The organism is Sinomicrobium soli (assembly GCF_003285545.1).
In the GTDB taxonomy this organism is placed as follows: Bacteria; Bacteroidota; Bacteroidia; order Flavobacteriales; family Flavobacteriaceae; genus Sinomicrobium.
In genome coordinates, this window is record NZ_QLNV01000012.1 from 14,440 (window position 1) to 33,603 (window position 19,164).

Genomic DNA, 19,164 nt, shown 5'->3' on the forward strand with positions numbered 1-19,164 from the left:
TTTATTGTGTGCCGGTTGCTGGTTTGCTATACCGGCTCCGTGCACCGCGCTTCAACGGGTATCCTGAATACCCTTTATGATCCTTTCCATTTCGGGGTCCTGCATAAAGGCATCGTACATGGGCTGTACCCTTTCCCGGAAGGCCTCCTTTTCCGGGTAAATGACCTCTACCCCTTCTTCCTTTATTTTTTCCAGGGCATGTTCTTCGGCTTCCTTCCATATTTTTTTCTCATATGCAGCCGATTCCCGGGCGGCTTCTTCAAGCCACTTTTTCTCCTGTTCACTGAGCTTGTCCCAGACTATGGTACTGATCATCAGTACGTCGGGAAGCGCGGTATGCTCATCCATGATAAAGTATTTACACACCTCGTAATGATAAGACAGGTAAAAGCTGGGCAGATTGTTTTCAGCGCCATCCACTATTCCCTGCTGCAGGGCGGTATAAAGCTCGCCCCAGGCGATGGGTGTGGGAGAACCTCCGAGGTTTTTTACCATGTTTACCGCGGTCTGGCTTTCCATGACGCGGACTTTCAGTCCCTTGAGATCATCAGGAGTACGTATGGGTTTCTGCGTATAGAAATTCCGGCTTCCGGCATCGTAAAAGACAAGTCCCTTCAGGCGTTTGGGCACACTGGCATCCAGCAGTTCCCCGCCTATGCTGCCTTCGAGTACCTCAAAGCGGTGCGCCTCGTCCCGGAACAGGAAGGGCAGGCCGAAAACCTTCATGCTGGGCACAAAATTTTCCAGGGCGCCGGCAGAGACCTTGGTCATCCCGACACTCCCTATCTGCAACAATTCCAGGCACTCCCGCTCCGACCCCAGTTGCTGGCTGGGATAGATATCTACCGTGAGCATACCGCCGGATTTTTCCCGGAGCCTGTCGGCCATAAACTGCATGGCCTTATGCACGGGATGCGACATGTCCAGGCCGTGTGCCAGCTTTATCACCTTATGACCGGTTTCGGATTTGCAGGAGCAGGCCAGCAACAGGATCAGTATCCATACTACAGGGTATCTCATGATGCGTTATTTTCTCAGGTCTGCAATGATATCCATCACCTCGCGCACCCTTCCGGTCACCGCCTCGTAATCGTAATCTCCCCCCGGACCTGCGGGGAAGAGTTTTCCTCCCATGCCCACACAGTGTACCCCGGCATCAAACCACGCCTTCAGGGCCTCTTTTTCAGGGGCCACCCCTCCCGTGGGCATGATACTGCTCCAGGGCATGGGCCCCTTAACGGCCTTAACAAAAGAGGGGCCTCCCACCTGGGCTCCCGGGAATATCTTGACCACTTCCGCTCCCAGTTCCTCCGCGTAGCTGATCTCGGTTACCGAACCGCAGCCCGGCATCCAGGCCACCTTGCGGCGGTTGCAGCAGCGCGCCATTTCGGCATTGACCAGGGGAGAGACGATAAAATCGGCCCCTAACTGAAGGTAAAGCGCGGTAGTTCCCGCATCTATGACCGACCCTACACCCAGTATCATTCCCGGAAGTGCTTCCGTCACAAACCCCTTCAGCTCCCGGAATACCTCATGGGCCAGGTCACCCCTGTTGGTAAATTCGAATACTCTTGCTCCCCCTTCGTAGCACGCCCTGATCACGTTTTTGCAAATCTCCGGATCCGGATGATAGAACACCGGTACCATTCCCCCGGCCCCCATAGTCCGGACCACCTCTATTCTCGAATATCCTGCCATCTTTATATGCTTTTTATGTGTTGATATTTATTATCAAGTTTTCAGACCACCCAAAAACTAACTACTCAATACTCAATACTAACTACTCAATACTAACCCCCAACCACTCACCTCTTTATACGCCCCCCCGTATTCCCCTTCATCACCTCGAGCACTTCCTCCACGCTCACCAGGTTGGCATCGCCCGGAATGGTGTGTTTCAGGGCACAGGCGGCATTGGCAAAGCGCAGGGTATCCCTGTCTTCAAAGTGGATCAGGCCGTAGATCACCCCTGCGGCAAAGGCATCTCCCGTTCCTATACGGTCTACCACCTGTGCTATCTCGAGCTCTTCGCCCGAAATATATTCATCTCCCGTCCATGCATGGCCGTAGACTTTCTGCCAGCTGGCACTCAGCCCGGTCCTGACCTTGTCGAATACCTTTGTAATATTCGGGCAATCGTCCTGTAATTGTTTACAGGCACTCACAAAACCGTCTTTCGAGTGATCGAAATCCGTTTCCAGTATCTCGTTTATTTCATTGACCCCGCCTATGAGGATATGGGAATTGGCTACCAGCGCTCTCAGCACCTCCGTACCATTGCGCCCGTACTGCCAGAGGTTGCTCCGGTATGCCGGATCGGCCGTTACGGTAACCCCCAGCCTGTTGGCCGCCTCCAGTCCTTCCTTCAGGGTCTGATACGCCCCTTCCGAGATGGCCGGGGAGATCCCGGTCCAGTGCAGGTAGTCCGCATCCCGGAGAATATGCTCCCAGTCTACCATTTCCGGACGGATATGGGCAAAGGCGCCGTAAAGCCTGTTGTATGCAATCCGGCTGGCCCGCATGCCGGAACCCGTTTCGAGAAAATAAAGCCCGAGCGGATGCGGCACCCTGTTGACTTCCGAGACATCGATACCGTGCCCTCTCATGACAGAAATAGCGGCATCTCCCACCAGGTCGTCGGAGACATTGGTGATCTGCTGCGCGTGCACCCCGAAACGCGACAGCGATGCCGCCACGTTCATTTCAGTACCCCCGAAATAGTATTCCAGGATATCGGAATGTACAAGCTTGCGATAGCCCGGGGGCGAGAGGCGCATCAGCACCTCGCCGAAGGTAACTACCTTATGGTGATTTTCCTTTTGTGCCATACTGCTGCTGATTTATTCTCCTGCCGGTTTTCCTATGGTAGCGAGGATACCCCCGTCGACATACACCACCTGCCCGTTGACAAAATTGCTGGCTTCGGAAGCGAGGTAAATGGCCGTTCCGGCCAGTTCATCGGGCTGTCCCCAGCGTCCTTCCGGGGTACGGTTGATAATAAATTCGTTAAACGGATGCCCGTCTACCCGTATGGGTTCGGTCTGGGAAGTGGCGAAATACCCCGGGCCGATACCGTTCACCTGGATATTGTGCCGGGCCCATTCGGTGGCGAGGTTTCTGGTCAGCATTTTCAAGCCGCCTTTGGCCGCGGCATAGGCGCTCACATTATCCCTCCCCAGTTCGCTCATCATGCTGCACATGTTGATGATCTTTCCCGACTTTCTCCTGATCATGTCGCGGGCCACCAGTTTCGACATCACAAAGGGTCCCACGAGGTCTACATCGATCACCTTCCTGAAGTCGGAGACCTTCATATCCACGGCCATCTGCCTCATGATGATCCCGGCATTATTGACCAGGATATCGATCTTCCCGTGTTTTTCCACGATGCGCTCCACGGCCTTTTCCGCCGCTGTCTCATCGGTAACATCGAACAGGTAGGGGGTCGCCTTATAGCCCTTTTCCCCGTATTGCCCTATGGCCGTATCTAATTTGTCCTGTGTAATATCGGTGATGACCAGTTCTGCCCCGGCCGAAGCCAGGCCATTGGCAATGGCCATTCCGAGACCGTGTGTACCCCCGGTGATCAAGGCTGTTTTTCCTGTCAGATCAAACAAATTCATAATGTATTAAAGTTTTAGTCGTTTTTATTGTTTTGCACGTATCCCGCATTCATCTATTTTAACTCATCGGGAGCTACGCCGTCCATATCCCCGTAATCCAGGTTTTCACCGGCCATACCCCAGATAAAGGTGTAATTGCTCGTTCCCGCACCAGAGTGAATGGACCACTCGGGAGAGATAACGGCCTGGTGGTTTTTCATGAATATATGGCGGGTCTGGTCGGGCTGCCCCATAAAATGGCTGATGGCCTGCCCTTCTTCCAGGTCGAAGTAGAAATAGACCTCCATACGGCGTTCATGGGTATGTGCCGGCATGGTATTCCACACACTGCCTTCCTTGAGTTCGGTCATCCCCATCTGCAACTGGCAGGTTTCCACGACACTGTTTACCAACAGCTTGTTGATGGTGCGTTTGTTAGAATATTTGCTGTCTCCCAGTTCGACGATCTCGGCTTCGTTTCGCGTGACCTTTTTCGTGGGATAAGCCGTATGCGCCGGTGCCGAATTGATATAGAAATAAGGCTGTTCCCCTCCTGCCGTTTCGAATACGACTTCCTTACACCCCCTGCCTACATAAAGGGCCTCCTTGTGATCCAGCTCATACACTGCTCCGTCTACGGTAACCTTTCCCTTTCCGCCTACATTGATCACTCCCAGCTCCCTGCGCTCCAGGAAATAGTCGGCCTTGAGTTCATCTATGGTCCCGAGCTTCAGGGCCTTGTCTACGGGAAATGCCCCACCCGCAATATAACGGTCGTACATGGTATAGGTAAGACGTATCTCGTCCCTGACAAACAGTTCTTCGATTAAAAAATGTTCCCGAAGCTCTTCTGTCGTATATCTTTTCACATCTTCGGGATGATGTGCATACCTGAATTCCGAATGTGTCATGGCTTTGCTCGTTTTAAATTGTACAATCGATTGTACAAATCTATGATTTTATTTTGCCAAAACACAGGTTTAAATGTTAATATTAAGCTATACAAACAATAATAACAAAAAACCAATCGATTGTATTATCAATGGTGCAAATCATCAAAAACCGGTGTATCTCAGTCTTCCGTATCCCCGGCGGGCCTGCCGTCTTCCGTTCTTTTGTGTTCCCTGCTTTCCTTGCCGTAATGCGAGGGCGACACCCCGAAGTACTGCCGGAAGCTCTTGCTGAAATACCTGGGGTCCCTGTAACCTACGTGATAAGCCACTTCCGATACCATGACATCATCGCGCTCCAGCAGGAGCCTCGCCGCTTTTTTCAATCGTACGGACAATACGAAATCATTGGGGGTCTGCCCGGTAATACGTTTGATCTTCGAATAGAATTTTGATTTTCCGAGGTGCATGGCCCCTGCAAAATCCTGCACATTGAAATCCGGGTTCCCGAGGTTTTCTTCCACGATCTTCCGGGCCTTCTCCAGGAACTCGCTGTCCACGGCATTGGTGGCCACTTCCTTTACGGTCATGTTCGGGTCTGACTGAAACCGTTGCTGTACCAGCCTGCGGTTATTCAGCATGTTCCTTATCCGCGCCCTGAGAATTTCAACCCGGAAAGGCTTGACCAGGTATTCGTCTGCCCCGCATTCAAACCCTTCCACCCTGGCCTCTACGGAAGACCGGGCCGTGAGCAGTATAACCGGGATATGGCAGGTTTCTATATTCCGTTTCAGCACGGTGCACATCTCGGTGCCGGACATTCCCGGCATCATGACATCCGATATAATGAGATCGGGCTCTTCCTGCAATGCCATTTCCAGTCCCTGTTTTCCGTTATCGCACCAGTATACGTCATATGCAGGACGTAACATTTCTGCCACCAGGCGCCGTACTTCGGGATTGTCTTCCACCAGGAGAATTTTTTCTTTACCCCCTTCCCCGTTCTCACCGTCACCACCGGCGGGACTGCCCGCATCATCTTCCGGGGGCAGGTAGGGCGGCTCCATCGTCACATTCCGGGGGCCCTCCCGGTCTTCGGTAGTTTCCGGATAGGATTCGACCTCCAGGGGCAATGCTACCCTGAAAACGGTATATACTTTCTCTTCACTGTCTGCGGTGATGCTTCCCTGGTGCAGCAATACGATCTCCTTGCTGATCGCCAGGCCTATTCCACTCCTGCCGAAAGCAGCACCCCTTTCACTCTCTACCTGGTAATACGGGTCGAATATCCGTTGTGTTTCCTCTTTCCTGATCCCGATCCCGTTGTCTTCTACCAGGGTAATTACCTTTCCTTCCTTTACAAAGACCCTGATACCAATACGCCCTTTTTCGTCTTCCACAAACTTGAAGGCATTGGAAACAAGATTGTAAAAAACCTTTTCCAGCTGCCTGTAATCAAAGACAAAAACAATAGCTCCGGCAGGCAGTTGCAGATCGTATTGTATGTGTTTCTGCCCGGCCGTTTCGCTAAACAGCTCATACACATAGGTGATAAGCTGTTTGAAATCGTGCCGCTCCAGCCTGAGCTTCTCATGGCCACTCTCCAGTTTTCTGAAATCGAGCAATTCGTTGACCAGGTAGTCCAGCCGGTATACATTATCGAGCGACTTGCTGATCTTCTGACGGTTATCATCCTTCTCCCTGGTATGGTTCAGTACGGTTTCCAGCAACCCCATAATAATGGTGAGCGGCGTCTTGAATTCGTGGGATATCTTGGTAAAGAACTTCAGCTTGGCCTGGTTGAGTTGCTGTATCTGCTCTTTCTCCCGCTGTTTGGCCCGGAGTTCGTTAATCATATGTACCCGGTTCCTGTACATGATGAGAAGGGTTCCGGTAATACATACCGAAACCAGTATATATCCTGCAATGGCGTACCACCTGCGGTACCAGGGGGGCTGTACGGTGATTACCAGGCCGGTCTCATCGATAACGATCGGGGTGCAGTTTCTGACGGCCTGTATCCGAAGTGTATACACCCCGGGGGGAAGGTTGAGAAAGGTCAGGTTGTTCTGATCCCTGATATCTATCCATTCTTCCTGGTTCTCCGCCAGTTTGTAGCGGTAGTTAAAGCTTTCGGTAGGCACGTAATTGCAGGCCGAAAACTGCAGCTTGAGAAACTGTTGTCCCGGCCCCAGTGTAATGGAATCGGTAAAGGCAATATCCCGTTTCAGAATCCCGGTAGAATCTCCCGGGATCACATACTCGTTATTGACCTGCAGTGCAGAAAATATCAGCCTGAAATCGCTGTCGTTGTCAAACACTTCCCTCTCTTCGAAAGATACCAGCCCGTCTATCCCTCCTACGAACAATGTTCCGTCGCCGGTAAGCATCAGGGCCCTGTGGTTGGGCTCTTTTAGCGGAAACCCGTTTTCCCCGCCGGGATAATTGTAAAAGCATTCGCTATTGAGGTCGAACAGGGAGATTCCCTTCGAAGTACTGATCCACAGGTTTCCCTGCCTGGATTTCTCGATCCCCTGGATAAAATTGCTGGAAAGGCCTGAATTTTCCACATTGTAGAACCGGAAAGCATCCTTTTCCCTGTCGTACAGGTTGAGCCCTCCCCCATGAGTACCGAACCACAGTCTGAAATAGTGATCTTCATAGATATACGATATGTTGTCGGAACTGATGGAATTCGGGGTCTCCGAAGCCTCATAGGTCTTCAGTACGCGCGTATGCGGATCGTAGGCGAACAGTCCCTCATCCAGGGTACCGATCCACAATATCCCGAAACGGTCAATAAGCAGGCAGTTTACCCGTTTCCTGAATATATTTCCTTCGCGGTCCCTGATAAAAGGCGAGAATTCTTCACTTTTCGTATTATAGGCCACTACCCCCTCCTTGGTGCCCAGCAGGTATATGTCTCCCTTGTACGGAATGATCTCTTCCACAATATTGGACGGTATGCTCTGCGGATCATCCGGGTCCGGAAGATAGGTCGTGAACCTTCCCGTTCGGGTATCCAGTTTCCGGAGCCCCCCGAGATGTGTTCCCACCAGCAGGGTATCACTACCGGTAAACTGCAATGCCTTTACATTAATGTTCCTGTGGTTGTAGCCTCCGCCCTCCTCACCGAGCCGGTAATGTTCGAAGGTCCCGCTCTTCCTGTCATACCGGTCTACCCCGCCTCCCTCAGTAGCAATCCATACCTTGCCGTCGTCCCCTTCCCTGATCTCACTGATCACATTAAACCCCAGTGTTTTGTTTTCCGCTTCTTCCGAAACTTTCGGATAGCTTGTAAAAATATTAAAACGAGGGTGGTAATAATTGATCCCTCCGAAATAAGTTCCGAGCCACATTCCGCCCTGGCGGTCACGGGTAATGCTCAATATGCTGTTGTGAGACAGCGAACCGGCATTCAGTTCATCATGGGTATAATTGGACACGGCAAAATTTTGTCCGGGTTTCAGGATGCTCAACCCCCGAAAGGTACCGATCCATATGTTTCCGTTATCGTCTTCCTCAATATCGCGAACCGTATTGCTGGGCAGGCTGTACGGCCCTTTACCGGAACTACGTATATTCTTCTCTGCCCTGAAAAGGCTGTCCAGCTTATAAATTCCGTGATTATAGGTCCCGATCCATATCCTCTGCCCGGAGTCCACAAATATTTTGGTAGAATTGATCCCCAGTATCCTCCGGGTAGTGCCGCTACCAGGATTATAGAGATATAGCCCGCTGTTCGTGGCCATCCACAACCTGCCTGCATCGTCCGCATACAGATCCTGTACGATCCGGGTTTCTTTCAGAAGGTCCGTATCCGGTCTGAAAGCCCGGCCGTTATCGTCCAGCTTCATGATACCGTGATCCGTTCCCAGAAAAATATGACCGTCATACCTGGCAAGCGTATTGACACCTCCCACGTAAAACCGCCTGAATCGCTGATCTTCTGTATTCAGCCTGGAAACACCGCTTTTGGAAATGATCCACAAATCGTCACCATCGGGAATTATTCTCGTAATGAAATGCCCCAGCAACGAAGTGGAATCACCCCTTACGGGACGGAAAGTCTTGATGGAGGAGCCGTCGAACATATTGAGCCCGTCTCTCGTACCCATCCATATCCTTCCGGTTTTATCCTGTACTACAGACGACACAGACGACTGTGACAAGCCTTCTCCCGTACCTATATGCTTAAAAGATATCTCCTGGCCGGGAACTTCTGTATAAAGCGCCACCGCAAATAACACCAGGACAAATCTTGCGACCCTCTTAAACTTCATATATGGTACACTTACTTATGATATTCTATTCATTCAAAATGAATGTACAGTATACATCATTTTACCGGCAATATAATACTTAATCCTATCATAATGGCATAATGGCCCCCTGACCGGTTCTCCATGTCTGCTTTCCCGCAGCATTGCCTGCCCCTACTCCCCGCTGATTTTCTTCATGCGTTCGAGGGCCTCCAGGTAATAATAGTCGGCATACACCAGGGGAACATCTATTTCATTTCCGTGGGGAATACTCCCTACGCTGTGCCTAAGAAGGAAATAGCCCTCTCCCCGGCGGTTCCTGAACCTGTCGGAGCTGAGTGTTTCCAGGACGGTATGCGCTCTTTGCAGGTAATCCCCCTCAGAATATTCGCTGAGTTCGATCCAGGCAGAGGCCATTATTGCCGCTGCCGAAGCGTCCCTTGGCGCTTCCGGAATATCCGGGGCATCAAAATCCCAGTAGGGGACCCCATCATCGGGATAGTTGGGATGCGAAATGATAAAACCGGAAATCCTTTCGGCCATTTCCAGGTATGCCTTGTCCCGCGTATAGCGATAACACATGGTATAGCCGTACAATGCCCAGGCCTGCCCCCTGGCCCAGGCACTCTCATCGGCATATCCCTGTGCCGTTTCCCTGCTCCTGATCTTTCCGGTTAGGGGGTCGTAGTCTACCACGTGATACGAACTCGCATCCTCCCGGAAATGATTTTTCATGGTGGTATTGGCATGTTTTACGGCAATATCGGCATAACGCGGGTCTCCGGTAAGTTCCGACGCTTCGAAAAGCAATTCCAGGTTCATCAGGTTATCGATGATCACCGGAAATTCCCAGCCGCGCTTTCCCTGCCAGTTGTCCCCCACGTCCCAGCTCTGTATACACCCTGTTTTTTCGTTAAACCGGGTGACCAGCGACGAGGCCGCATCGAGCATGACCTCTTTATACCTGTCTTCTTTTGTGATCTGATAAGCTTTTCCGTAAGAACAATTAAAAATAAACCCGAGATCGTGATCGGTGGTCAGGTCTTTGTGTGCTACGAACTGTTCCTGCGAGGCCACAGCTTCTTCCTTCCACTTCTCATCCCCGGTCTGATCGAAAAGTATCCAGCATACTCCCGGCCAGAAACCTTCGGTCCAGTCATATCTTTCCCCGGTCCATTTTACCTGTCCTGCTTCATCGATCGTCCTGGGGATCTTGCGGTGTTTTACCGCCTGCTCCCGTAACGGGTCGAGTGTTTCTGCCAGTTCCCGGGCCCCGGGGAGATCTCCTTTCTGCCCGGAACGGCAGGACCCCATCAGTGCCAATACGGTGATTCCTAAAATAATCTTTTTCATTTGTTGCATTTTTTTTCACACAGGTTTTCCCCTGTTCTCTCCGAATTTTATGGTTTATCAATGTTATTCCCTTCGCTCATAGACACTACAAACCGGGCCCTTGTCCCGGAAGGTATAAAGGCGTCAAATCCCAGCATGGTGGTTCCCGGGTTAGGCTGGTTGTAATCGCCATAAGGCCTGCCCGTAAAAGGGCATATCGTCTCGGAAGGTTGTTCGGACGGCCTTACTTTCAGGTCGAGGGGAATATTACTCTCGAAAACGAGCATCATCTCTTTCCCTTCCTGGGTGAGGATCATCCCCCGCTCCGTAAGCCTGACCCGGGCCGGGGTCACCATATTCCACCTGATCCGGACCCCATTATCCGCGGTTTTTACGATATCTTCCACCTGCAGGGTCTCCTGGTCAACCAACCGCAATTCGCGCGTGGCCTTCCGGAGTTCCCCGTGCAGGTTAAGTACATCGGTCAGGTCCAGTGTTACCCCCTTCTGTTTCCCGGTATCAAATGATTTTATGATCGTCGCCTTACCTTGTACATTATGAGGCTGATCATTTATGGAAAGCGTATTGTGATTCAGGTTGTTCATGCGGAATATCTCCCACCGTTGCCCGTCCTGTTCCATATCCCACAGATCCACGCCTTCCCGTTCCAGGGTTTCGTACTGCTGCGAACCGAAATCCATGGCCCAGCGAAGATGTCCCGTATCGTAGACAAAACTTCCCTGGTCCATATGCCCGTGGCTCGAAAAAGCCTTTCCTCCCTTGACTCCGAGGTATTTTGCCCTGTCATCGTCCCAGGAGGTCCTGGTATAAAATACCGGGGTTTCTCCCCCGCCCGACCATGTGACGGGAAAATCTCCCATATCTGCTGCATGGGGTTCCGTTCCCCGGGCAAAAATAAGGGCCATGGGCAATAACCTGTCGTCATTACCATGACGATAGGTAAAATACCTGCCGCTCCTGATCAGTTGCATTTCCTGATAGACCAGTTCCGGGCTGTTCATTTTCCGGGCAAACCAGAACATAGCATAGGCCGGGTAAGGTTTGCTGATACAATCGCTGTAATTGAAATACTGCCCGGAAGGTCCGGTAGAAAAAAGCATGTATTGTGCAGAGTTCATAAACCCCTGGTGCGCAGAAAGTCCGTAATCGGTTCCCAGTACGTTTTCCAGGGCTTCCAGCATCAGCACCTGGAAACTGGTCCCGTAGTTCCAGTACCCGGGACCTTCGGGATAGTTACCGTCTTTCCCGTAACCCTCCAGGGGCAGTACGTTGCTTTTTACGGCTTTGTCAATAACAGCAGCGGCTTTGTCCGGTTCGTCTTCCATAACCGCAAGGGCTCCCATAACCAGCCCGGCATTACATACCTGGTTCCAGTTGTTGTCCCTTTTATAAAACCAGGCATTTCCCGGGTCGGATGCCGCATCCAGCCCGTTTTTTACGATGGCCTCACGTATCCTGTGACGCGTACTTTCAGACAGATCGTTGTACAGCCAGTCATACCCTATCGCAGCCCCCATACACATTTCTCCCACATCGAGAAAATGCGAAGGGTTCCAGTCGTCAAAGGCACTGACGGCCAGCAGTTCTTTCTCCGCCCTCTGCAGATACCCTGTATCTCCCGTCATGCGATAGGCATAGGACAGGAAAAATATACGGGTAAGGGCGAGCCGTGAAACGGCCAGCAGGCGCTTGCCTTCCTTTTTATAGGTAACCGGGGCCTGCCCCAGCATTGCCGTACTCTTTTCCAGTATATAGCGGTGCATCTTTGCCAGCGCATCACTGTTTTGAACCGATGTTTTCATTCCGGGTATTTCCGCGTCCCCGAGCAATAGCCTGGGATGGGGAGGAACCGGGGCAGCGAGGGTCCCTCCCCGGGTATACGGCATTGCCGCCCAGGTATTCCAAAATATAAACAACAGGCAGATCCATAGGATATGATCTCTTTTTCGGTGGCGTACTCCGGTAATGTAATTCATGGTTTTCTCTGATATTCCGGTAATCATTTCCCTGTTCCGGGGCTGGTGTATTTCTATCTTTCCTTCAGGGTTACGGTATAGGTGACCCTGGTATTTGCCGGGACCGTGCTTCTGAAACCGAACATTTCCACTCCATTGTTCCGGGTTTCGTAACTGGTAGAAGGATTAATTACCCTGTCCGTTTCCAATGTAAACCCGGCATCAGAGACCACATGTACATCCAGTTGTTTGCTGTTACTGCTCACCGTAACCGTACTCTCGTCCGAAATATCCGCCGTTCCCGGACTGATCATGTTCCAGTATACCTCCACCGGTGTGTCGCCTGCTTCCAGTACATCCACTACCCTGAGGTCATCTCCGTTTTCCAGGGTCACCTTCCGGGTGGCACTGACGAGTTCGCCTGACAGGTTAAGGACATCGGTCATATCCAGGAGCGCCCCTTTTTCCGATGCGGTATCATAGACTTCCAGTACCGTTGCCCGGCCCCTGACATTGTGTCGCTGACCGTTAATGGTAATGGTATTGTGATTTTTGTTGTGCAGCCGGAATACATCCCATCGTTCGGAATCCTGGTCCATATTCCACAGATCGACCCCTGCGGCTTCCACGGCGGCATAACTCTGCATGCCCAGGTCTACGGCCCAGCGGGTATTGCCTATATCATAGACAAATGCTCCCGCGTCCATATGCCCGTGGCTGGTATAGGCTTCTCCTGCCTTTATCCCTACGTATCTGTCGTCATCACCTTCCCATCCCTTCCGGACCGTCACTACAGGGGTAATGCCCTCGCCTGACCACACTTCTTTCTGCGGGGCAGAAAGCTGGTCCAGATTGAGGTCCTTTCCGTAGATCAGGGCCAGGGGGAGTATCCGCTCCTCGGAAAAATTCCTGAAATACTCTCCTTCGTTAAGCAATGCCTTTTCTTCGAACAGCAGGGAAGCATTCTTCTGTTTGCCTGCATACCAGAACATGGCGGGCAGGGGTTGCGCCGTTTTGGCACAATCGGAATAGTTGAACCACTGGCCGGAAGGCCCGGTCATGTATAGCATATACTCTGCCGAAGCCATAAATCCCGGAGTGTCGGAGAGTCCTGCATCGTTACCAAAAGCGCTATCCAGCGCAGCCAGCATCATCACCTGAAAAGTTGTTCCGTAGGCCCAGTATCCCGGACCTTCGGGATAGTTCCCGTCGGGAGCATATATCTCCAGTACTTTCCGGTTGGTTTCCAGGGCTTTTTCTATAATGGCCACCGACGCTTCCGGTTCTTCTTCCAGGATGGCCAGAGCACCGTATACCAGTCCGGCATTACAGACCTGGTTCCAGTTATTCTCCCGGTCGTAGAACCAATTATAGCTCGATACCTTTGAGGTCTCAAAAGCCTTTTCCACAATAGCGGAACGGATCTTTGACCGGGTTCCTTCGTCTAATGCATCATACAGCCAGTCGTATCCTATGGCTACCGCCATGGTCATTTCCCCCACATCGAGATAGTGAGTGGGGTTCCAGTCCGGAAAATCACAGACGGCGTTTAATTCGGCTTTGGCCTTGATCAGGTATAATTGTGACCCTGTCATCCTGTACCCGTAAGACAGGAAAAAGATCCTTTTCAAAGCCTCCCTGGAAACTGCCAGCAGGCGTTTCCCGTCTTTCTTATAGGTCAGGGTACTGCCCCCTACCATCATGTCGCACTGCTGCAGTACATAATTGTGGACATCTCCCAGTACTCCCCCGCCGGCAACTTTCCCTTCCAGGTCTTCCAACGCCTCTTCCGACATCATAAGGCGGGGATGCGGTGCCACTTTTTCATAGTCAAAAGTACCCTCGGGATAATCCGGCACCGGTCTGGGGTCCGGTCCGGGATCAGGATCCCCCATGGATTTGTCTCCACAGCTCATAAAGCAGCTCAGTATAACTGCATAGTACCCGATTAACAATAGTCTTTTCATATATTCCGTTTTGCTTTTATACTTCTCAATACAACCATCCGGGGGTTTTCACCAGGTTGTCATTCATCTGGATCTCTTTGGTAGGAACGGGCCACGGCCAGATCCTGTCTGCCCAGTACCACCTCTCGGTAGAAGGATCGCCCCAGACCGATTTTCGTCCGGCACTACCGGCATCCCCGAATTTCATTTCCTGATAATTATCCATCCCCCAGCGTACTTCATCGTAATAATTTACCCCTTCGAGACAAAATTCCACCCTGCGCTCATAGCGCACACGCTCTATCATGTCTTCCCTGCCGTTTACGGCATTGGGGCCCGAACCTCCGTTGGTCAGGGCAGGCATATGCGCTCTCTGCCGCACGCGGTTTACAATAGCAATAGCATTGTCTACCTGTCCCGTTTCGGCATAAGCCTCTGCCTGGAAGAGCAAGACGTCCGTGATCCTGATCAGGGGATAATCTATATCGTAATGCTGCCTGTCGATCAGCACTCCCTTTTCGGTGACGTTGTACTTCTGGTACATATAAAACAGGGAGCCTCTTTTGTCAGACCACATATCTCCCCCGTTGGCTCCCCGGAGTATCATGGGCCAGCGCAGTACTTTTCCGTATTGCATTTCCCCTCCGTTGTAATACGGGCTATAACAATCGGCCACATCGTATGGGGTAAACACAGACTGAACAAGCCTTGGGTCTCTTTGCTCATAAATGGCCTTTATCCGGGCTTCATTCCCCGTATTCAGGTAATACTGGTCTACAATGCTTCCACCTATCCTGTTCCTGGCGGCTGCGTATGCATCCTTTTTCTCTTTGATATCCGAAGTCTGCAGGCTATCTCTCAGGAAAAACACTTCCCGTTGCTGCACGGTAAGCTGATCCCATCCCGGTAAAGCCTCGTTCCAGGAGAATTCACTTCCGTCACTGTTCTGGTAGTAATCCACAAAACCGGGTGCGGGCTGCAGTTCGGTCCACCCGTCATAGTGGTCCCTTCCCCCGATGATCTTCTGGAGGTTATCTCCGTATCCCGCTTCCGAATCGTACTGAACGGTCAGTATGAATTCCGGGTCCTGTTCATGATCACGGGTAAAGAGATCGCCGTATTCTCCGGTAAACATACCGTGCCCCAGGGCTTCGACCTTTCCGAGATCGGAAATGGCCTTTTCATAGTCTTTTTTCCACATATAGATCATTCCTCTCAGGGCATAGGCCGATGCTTTCGAGGGCCTGCCGTAAAAGTCTCCTGCCAGGTTGGCCTCCGGAAAATGGGGGTTCTCTATACAGGCTGTGAGGTCGTCTATGCAAAACTGCCATACCTCGTCTGCCGAAGACTGCGTCTTGACAGCATCTTCATTGGAAATGGGCACGTCATAGATCGGTACGCCCTGGTATAACCGGTTCAGCCGGAAATAGAAATAGGCCCTCATAAACGTAGCTTCGGAAAGCAACCTGTTGTACTTTTCTTCAGACAGCGGCGCCTTTTCGAGGTTTGCAATGGCATCGTTACAGCGATGGACGCCTTCGTAATGCCTTCTCCAGGTATTCTGTATGATCTGATAATTCGGTGTTACATCACCGGTAAGGAACTGGTAGGTGAAATTGTTCTTATAGAACTGGCTGGTAAAGCCCGATCCTTCCATCAGCGCCACTTCCAGCAATCCCCCGGTGGTATTGGACACATTGGCATTTCTAAACACGTTGAAAATACCGTTTACCCCCTTATCTGCCAGCTCTTCGGAAGTCCACATATTGGCAGTGGTGATATCGTTATACGGGGCGGTATCCAGAAAATCCTTGCCGCACCCGGCTACTGTGGCCGCCAGCAATACGATAAGATATTTAACCTTTATTATTCTTGTTTTTTCCATAACTGAATTTGTCTTTTTAAAACTGCAACTGTATACCCAGTGCCATCTGTCTCAGGGTAGGATAATTGACGCTTGCCCCGATCTCCGGATCTATCCCCGGGTAGTCTGTAATGGTCAGCAGGTTCTCCCCGGAAAAATACAATCTGAGCTTGCTGATATCGAACTGCTCCAGTACCTTGTCCGGGAACCGGTATCCGATCTGCAGGTTTCTCAGCTTTACGAAAGAAGCATTGTACAACCAGAACGTACTGGAGAGGTCGTTGGTGCGCTCCGTGGCATCCGTAAGCCGGGGAAATGTGGCATCCTGATTCGTCCTGGGGTCTTCAGGACTGGCAGTATCGTAAAAGAAATGGTCATTGGCGATACGTTCGGATAACGGGTTGCCATTTACCGTTCGGGTGGCGTTGTAGAAATCCTGGTTCCAGTACAGGTGAAAACCGGCACTTCCTCCCCATACCATAGCCATGTCCCATCCCCTGTAACTGGCCGAAAGCTGTAGCCCGAAGTTGTATTTGGGAATAGATGATTTTCCGGTAAACTGCTTGTCATTCTCATTTCCGTAATCTCCGTCGCCGTTGTTATCGGCATATACGAGGTCCCCGAGATACAGTCCGTTAGGAGATACGATATTACTTCCCACGAAAGTATATCCCTGGTTTACCATCTGTTCCACCCACTTCAGGTTATACCCATTCCTGATCATTCCGTCCTGCGGGCCCTGGTCCATCCCGGCTTCTCCCGATCCCGGGTACCTTCCGTCTCCCGTGTAGAGGGTATGCAGAAAATATTCCCCCAGCGTATGTCCTTCGGCTATAACACCACCGAAACCGTTTTGCATCGTTTCCCCCACATTACTTTTATATTCCCCGTCTTCCGTCCAGCCCCGTTCTACCGGACCGCGGAAACGGGTGACCATATTGTCGTTTGCCGAGAAATTCCCCTGTACTTCATAATTGAAGTCACCGATGTGGTCTCTCCAGCCCAGGTTTACCTCTACTCCCCTGTTCCTTACCGAAGCCAGGTTCTGGGTAGAACCTGTAGCGGTTCCCATGGTCACGTGCATGTCAGGCACATACAGTATGCCGTCGGTATCCTTGTTATAAAGGTCGACGGTAGCATTGAGCCGCTGGCCGAATGTAGACAGGTCCAGCCCTATATTGGTCGTCGTGGTGCTTTCCCACTCGAGGTAATTGTTTCCTATCTTGGTTACGGCCAGGCCGGTTGCCGGCTGCCCGCCTATTACCTGTTTTACCAGGCCATATACCGACTGCCATGCGTAGTTGCCTACACTGTTATTCCCCAGTTGCCCCCAGGACCCCCTGATCTTGATGTCCTGGAATACATCGGAAAAGCTTTCCATGAAGGGTTCGTCCGAGATCCGGTAACCTGCGGAAAAGGACGGGAATACCCCCAGCCTGGAATCGGGATGAAAACGGGAAGATTCGTCAGCCCTTATATTGAATTCGAAAAGATACCGCTGCTTAAAATTGTAGTTTACCCTTCCGAAATAGGATATCAGCGCCCAGTCGGTCTGGGTACCGTTGGCGTTCAGCACTTCGGTTGCCGTACCGAGCTCATGAAGGCTCCAGTCTGCCATGCCCTGGGCAGTGGCATTAAAGCTGCTCTCATTGTAATACTGGATATTATTACCTGCCAGCAGATCGAGATTGTGGTCTTCATTGATCTGTGTGGAGTACCGCAGCAATACATCGGAGATATACTGTGCCCTCTTGAAAGAGCTGTTGTAAATATTCTGTATCCCGAGATCGGTTTTGTCCTGCCGGATATCCTGCACATAATCCCAGCGTCCCTTCTGTACTCCCCACGTAGCATAATCGCCCCATTCGGGCGCGTAGTTAAAACTGGGTTCCAGCGTGAGGTTGTCGGCGAGTTTTACAATACCGTAAATGGCGGCGTTAAGCCGGAACATCCTGTCGTATCCGCCCCTTGCCATTTTTTCGAAAATATTATTGGCATTGGACGACTCTTCCACGATAAGCGCCGGGACCCCCCATTTATCTTCGGTTCCGGGATAAATACCCGGGGTAGTCTTATCCAGGAATTCAAAACCCCTGCCCACATTGGCCATCCCTTTGTGCTGCCGCAGTCCGAAAACACGGGTTCCCACAGTGAGCCAGTCATTCAGCTCACTTTCCAGGTTTACCCTGAACTGGTAACGTTCCATTCCGGAATTTTCCATGATCCCTTCGTTATTGAGATACCCCATCGAAAGGTAATACTTCACCTTATCAGAACTTCCGGAAACAGAAAAGTCGTGTTTCTGCATAATGCCCTGGTTGAATACTTCATCAAACCAGTCGGTATTGGGATAAGCGATGTAGTTGGGCACTCCGTACTCATTGAGCTCATTAGGGTTTTGCCCCGCATTTCTCCAGGCGTCAATACTGCCCTGTGAAAATTGCATGGGGCGCTGCATGTTTTCGAGGCCTTCATTGATCAGCTCCATGTGCCGGGCGTAATCACTTACCATATTCACGGTATTCAGCGGCTCCTGGAAAGAGAGCATCCCCGAATAGTTAAAGGTAGGTTTGCCCTTACCCTTACGCGTGGTGACCAGGATCACCCCGTTGGCTGCCCGCGACCCGTAAATGGCCGAGGCTGCAGCATCTTTCAGCACCGAAATACTTTCGATATCACTGGGATTGACGTTGTTCATATCGGAAACAAAACCGTCTACCAATACGAGCGGATCGCTGTTGTTCAGGGTTCCTGTTCCCCTGATCCTGATGGTAGCATTATCACTCCCCGGCTGGCCGGACCCCTGCATGACATTGACCCCCGCTGCAAGCCCGCCCAGGGCCGAAGAAATATTGGTCACCGAACGGCTGGTCAGCTCATCGTCAAAATTTACCGTGGCCACGGAACCGGTGAGATTCACCTTTTTCTGTGTTCCGTACCCCACTACCACAATTTCGTCCAGCTGATCTGTTTTGGGTTCCATCGTCATATCTACAGAAGTCTGTGTTCCTACGGGAACTTCCCGGGTCTCGAAACCTATATAGGAAAAGACCAGTATGTCGTTCTCCCCTGCGACCTGTATGGTGTATTTCCCGTCAAAATCGGTAGAAGTCCCGTTACCGGTTCCCTTTACAAGTACGGTAACCCCGGGCATGGGGGCCCCGAGATCGTCTACCACTGTTCCCGATATTTCCATGTTCTGGGCCAGCAGGCTTTCTGTGCACAGCAGGAACAACAGCATAACAAGAGGCTGCAGCACACTGCTCCTTTCGGTATTAAATATCATTTTCAT

At 51.3% G+C, this 19,164-nt stretch carries 11 protein-coding genes; all 11 read right to left on the reverse strand.

The features are described 5' to 3' along the window. Window positions 1-51: 51 nt before the first annotated feature. Entirely contained in the window at window positions 52-1,020 is a 969-nt protein-coding gene (locus tag DN748_RS14535; RefSeq protein WP_112372557.1) for a TRAP transporter substrate-binding protein, read from the reverse strand. A gap of 6 nt (window positions 1,021-1,026) precedes the next feature. After that, window positions 1,027-1,698, reverse strand: coding sequence for a bifunctional 4-hydroxy-2-oxoglutarate aldolase/2-dehydro-3-deoxy-phosphogluconate aldolase (locus DN748_RS14540; protein WP_112372558.1), 672 nt, complete (start codon window positions 1,696-1,698; stop codon window positions 1,027-1,029). A gap of 107 nt (window positions 1,699-1,805) precedes the next feature. Continuing rightward, window positions 1,806-2,828 carry a sugar kinase gene (locus DN748_RS14545; protein WP_112372559.1) on the reverse strand — a complete coding sequence of 341 codons (1,023 nt, stop codon included), beginning with the start codon at window positions 2,826-2,828 and terminating at the stop codon, window positions 1,806-1,808. 12 nt (window positions 2,829-2,840) lie between these two features. Next, complete coding sequence (locus tag DN748_RS14550; RefSeq protein ID WP_112372560.1) at window positions 2,841-3,623, reverse strand: gluconate 5-dehydrogenase; 783 nt, start codon at window positions 3,621-3,623, stop codon at window positions 2,841-2,843. A 53-nt stretch (window positions 3,624-3,676) separates the two neighbouring features. Beyond that, entirely contained in the window at window positions 3,677-4,513 is an 837-nt protein-coding gene (gene kduI, locus DN748_RS14555) for a 5-dehydro-4-deoxy-D-glucuronate isomerase (protein WP_112372561.1), read from the reverse strand. 161 nt (window positions 4,514-4,674) lie between these two features. Further along, entirely contained in the window at window positions 4,675-8,775 is a 4,101-nt protein-coding gene (locus tag DN748_RS14560; RefSeq protein ID WP_112372562.1) for a hybrid sensor histidine kinase/response regulator transcription factor, read from the reverse strand. Between the two features lie 153 nt (window positions 8,776-8,928). Further along, window positions 8,929-10,107 (reverse strand): glycoside hydrolase family 88 protein, encoded by a 1,179-nt coding sequence (locus tag DN748_RS14565; protein ID WP_112372563.1) that lies wholly within the window; start codon window positions 10,105-10,107, stop codon window positions 8,929-8,931. 47 nt (window positions 10,108-10,154) lie between these two features. After that, a complete protein-coding gene (locus DN748_RS14570) occupies window positions 10,155-12,083 on the reverse strand; it encodes a heparinase II/III domain-containing protein (protein ID WP_161554570.1) in 1,929 nt (642 codons plus the stop codon). Window positions 12,084-12,136: 53 nt separating this feature from the next. Beyond that, window positions 12,137-14,029 carry a heparinase II/III domain-containing protein gene (locus tag DN748_RS14575; RefSeq protein ID WP_112372565.1) on the reverse strand — a complete coding sequence of 631 codons (1,893 nt, stop codon included), beginning with the start codon at window positions 14,027-14,029 and terminating at the stop codon, window positions 12,137-12,139. Between the two features lie 25 nt (window positions 14,030-14,054). Next, window positions 14,055-15,893, reverse strand: coding sequence for a RagB/SusD family nutrient uptake outer membrane protein (locus tag DN748_RS14580; protein WP_112372566.1), 1,839 nt, complete (start codon window positions 15,891-15,893; stop codon window positions 14,055-14,057). A gap of 16 nt (window positions 15,894-15,909) precedes the next feature. Next, window positions 15,910-19,164: a SusC/RagA family TonB-linked outer membrane protein gene (locus DN748_RS14585; RefSeq protein ID WP_112372567.1), complete on the reverse strand. Its 3,255-nt coding sequence runs from the start codon at window positions 19,162-19,164 to the stop codon at window positions 15,910-15,912.

Bases quoted from the DNA above. Each gene is read 5' to 3' on its own strand.
- DN748_RS14535 (WP_112372557.1), bottom strand. From the start codon at position 1,020: ATGAGATACCCTGTAGTATGGATACTGATCCTGTTGCTGGCCTGCTCC.
- DN748_RS14540 (WP_112372558.1), bottom strand. From the start codon at position 1,698: ATGGCAGGATATTCGAGAATAGAGGTGGTCCGGACTATGGGGGCCGGG.
- DN748_RS14545 (WP_112372559.1), bottom strand. From the start codon at position 2,828: ATGGCACAAAAGGAAAATCACCATAAGGTAGTTACCTTCGGCGAGGTG.
- DN748_RS14550 (WP_112372560.1), bottom strand. From the start codon at position 3,623: ATGAATTTGTTTGATCTGACAGGAAAAACAGCCTTGATCACCGGGGGT.
- kduI (WP_112372561.1), bottom strand. From the start codon at position 4,513: ATGACACATTCGGAATTCAGGTATGCACATCATCCCGAAGATGTGAAA.
- DN748_RS14560 (WP_112372562.1), bottom strand. From the start codon at position 8,775: ATGAAGTTTAAGAGGGTCGCAAGATTTGTCCTGGTGTTATTTGCGGTG.
- DN748_RS14565 (WP_112372563.1), bottom strand. From the start codon at position 10,107: ATGAAAAAGATTATTTTAGGAATCACCGTATTGGCACTGATGGGGTCC.
- DN748_RS14570 (WP_161554570.1), bottom strand. From the start codon at position 12,083: ATGAATTACATTACCGGAGTACGCCACCGAAAAAGAGATCATATCCTA.
- DN748_RS14575 (WP_112372565.1), bottom strand. From the start codon at position 14,029: ATGAAAAGACTATTGTTAATCGGGTACTATGCAGTTATACTGAGCTGC.
- DN748_RS14580 (WP_112372566.1), bottom strand. From the start codon at position 15,893: ATGGAAAAAACAAGAATAATAAAGGTTAAATATCTTATCGTATTGCTG.
- DN748_RS14585 (WP_112372567.1), bottom strand. From the start codon at position 19,164: ATGAAAATGATATTTAATACCGAAAGGAGCAGTGTGCTGCAGCCTCTT.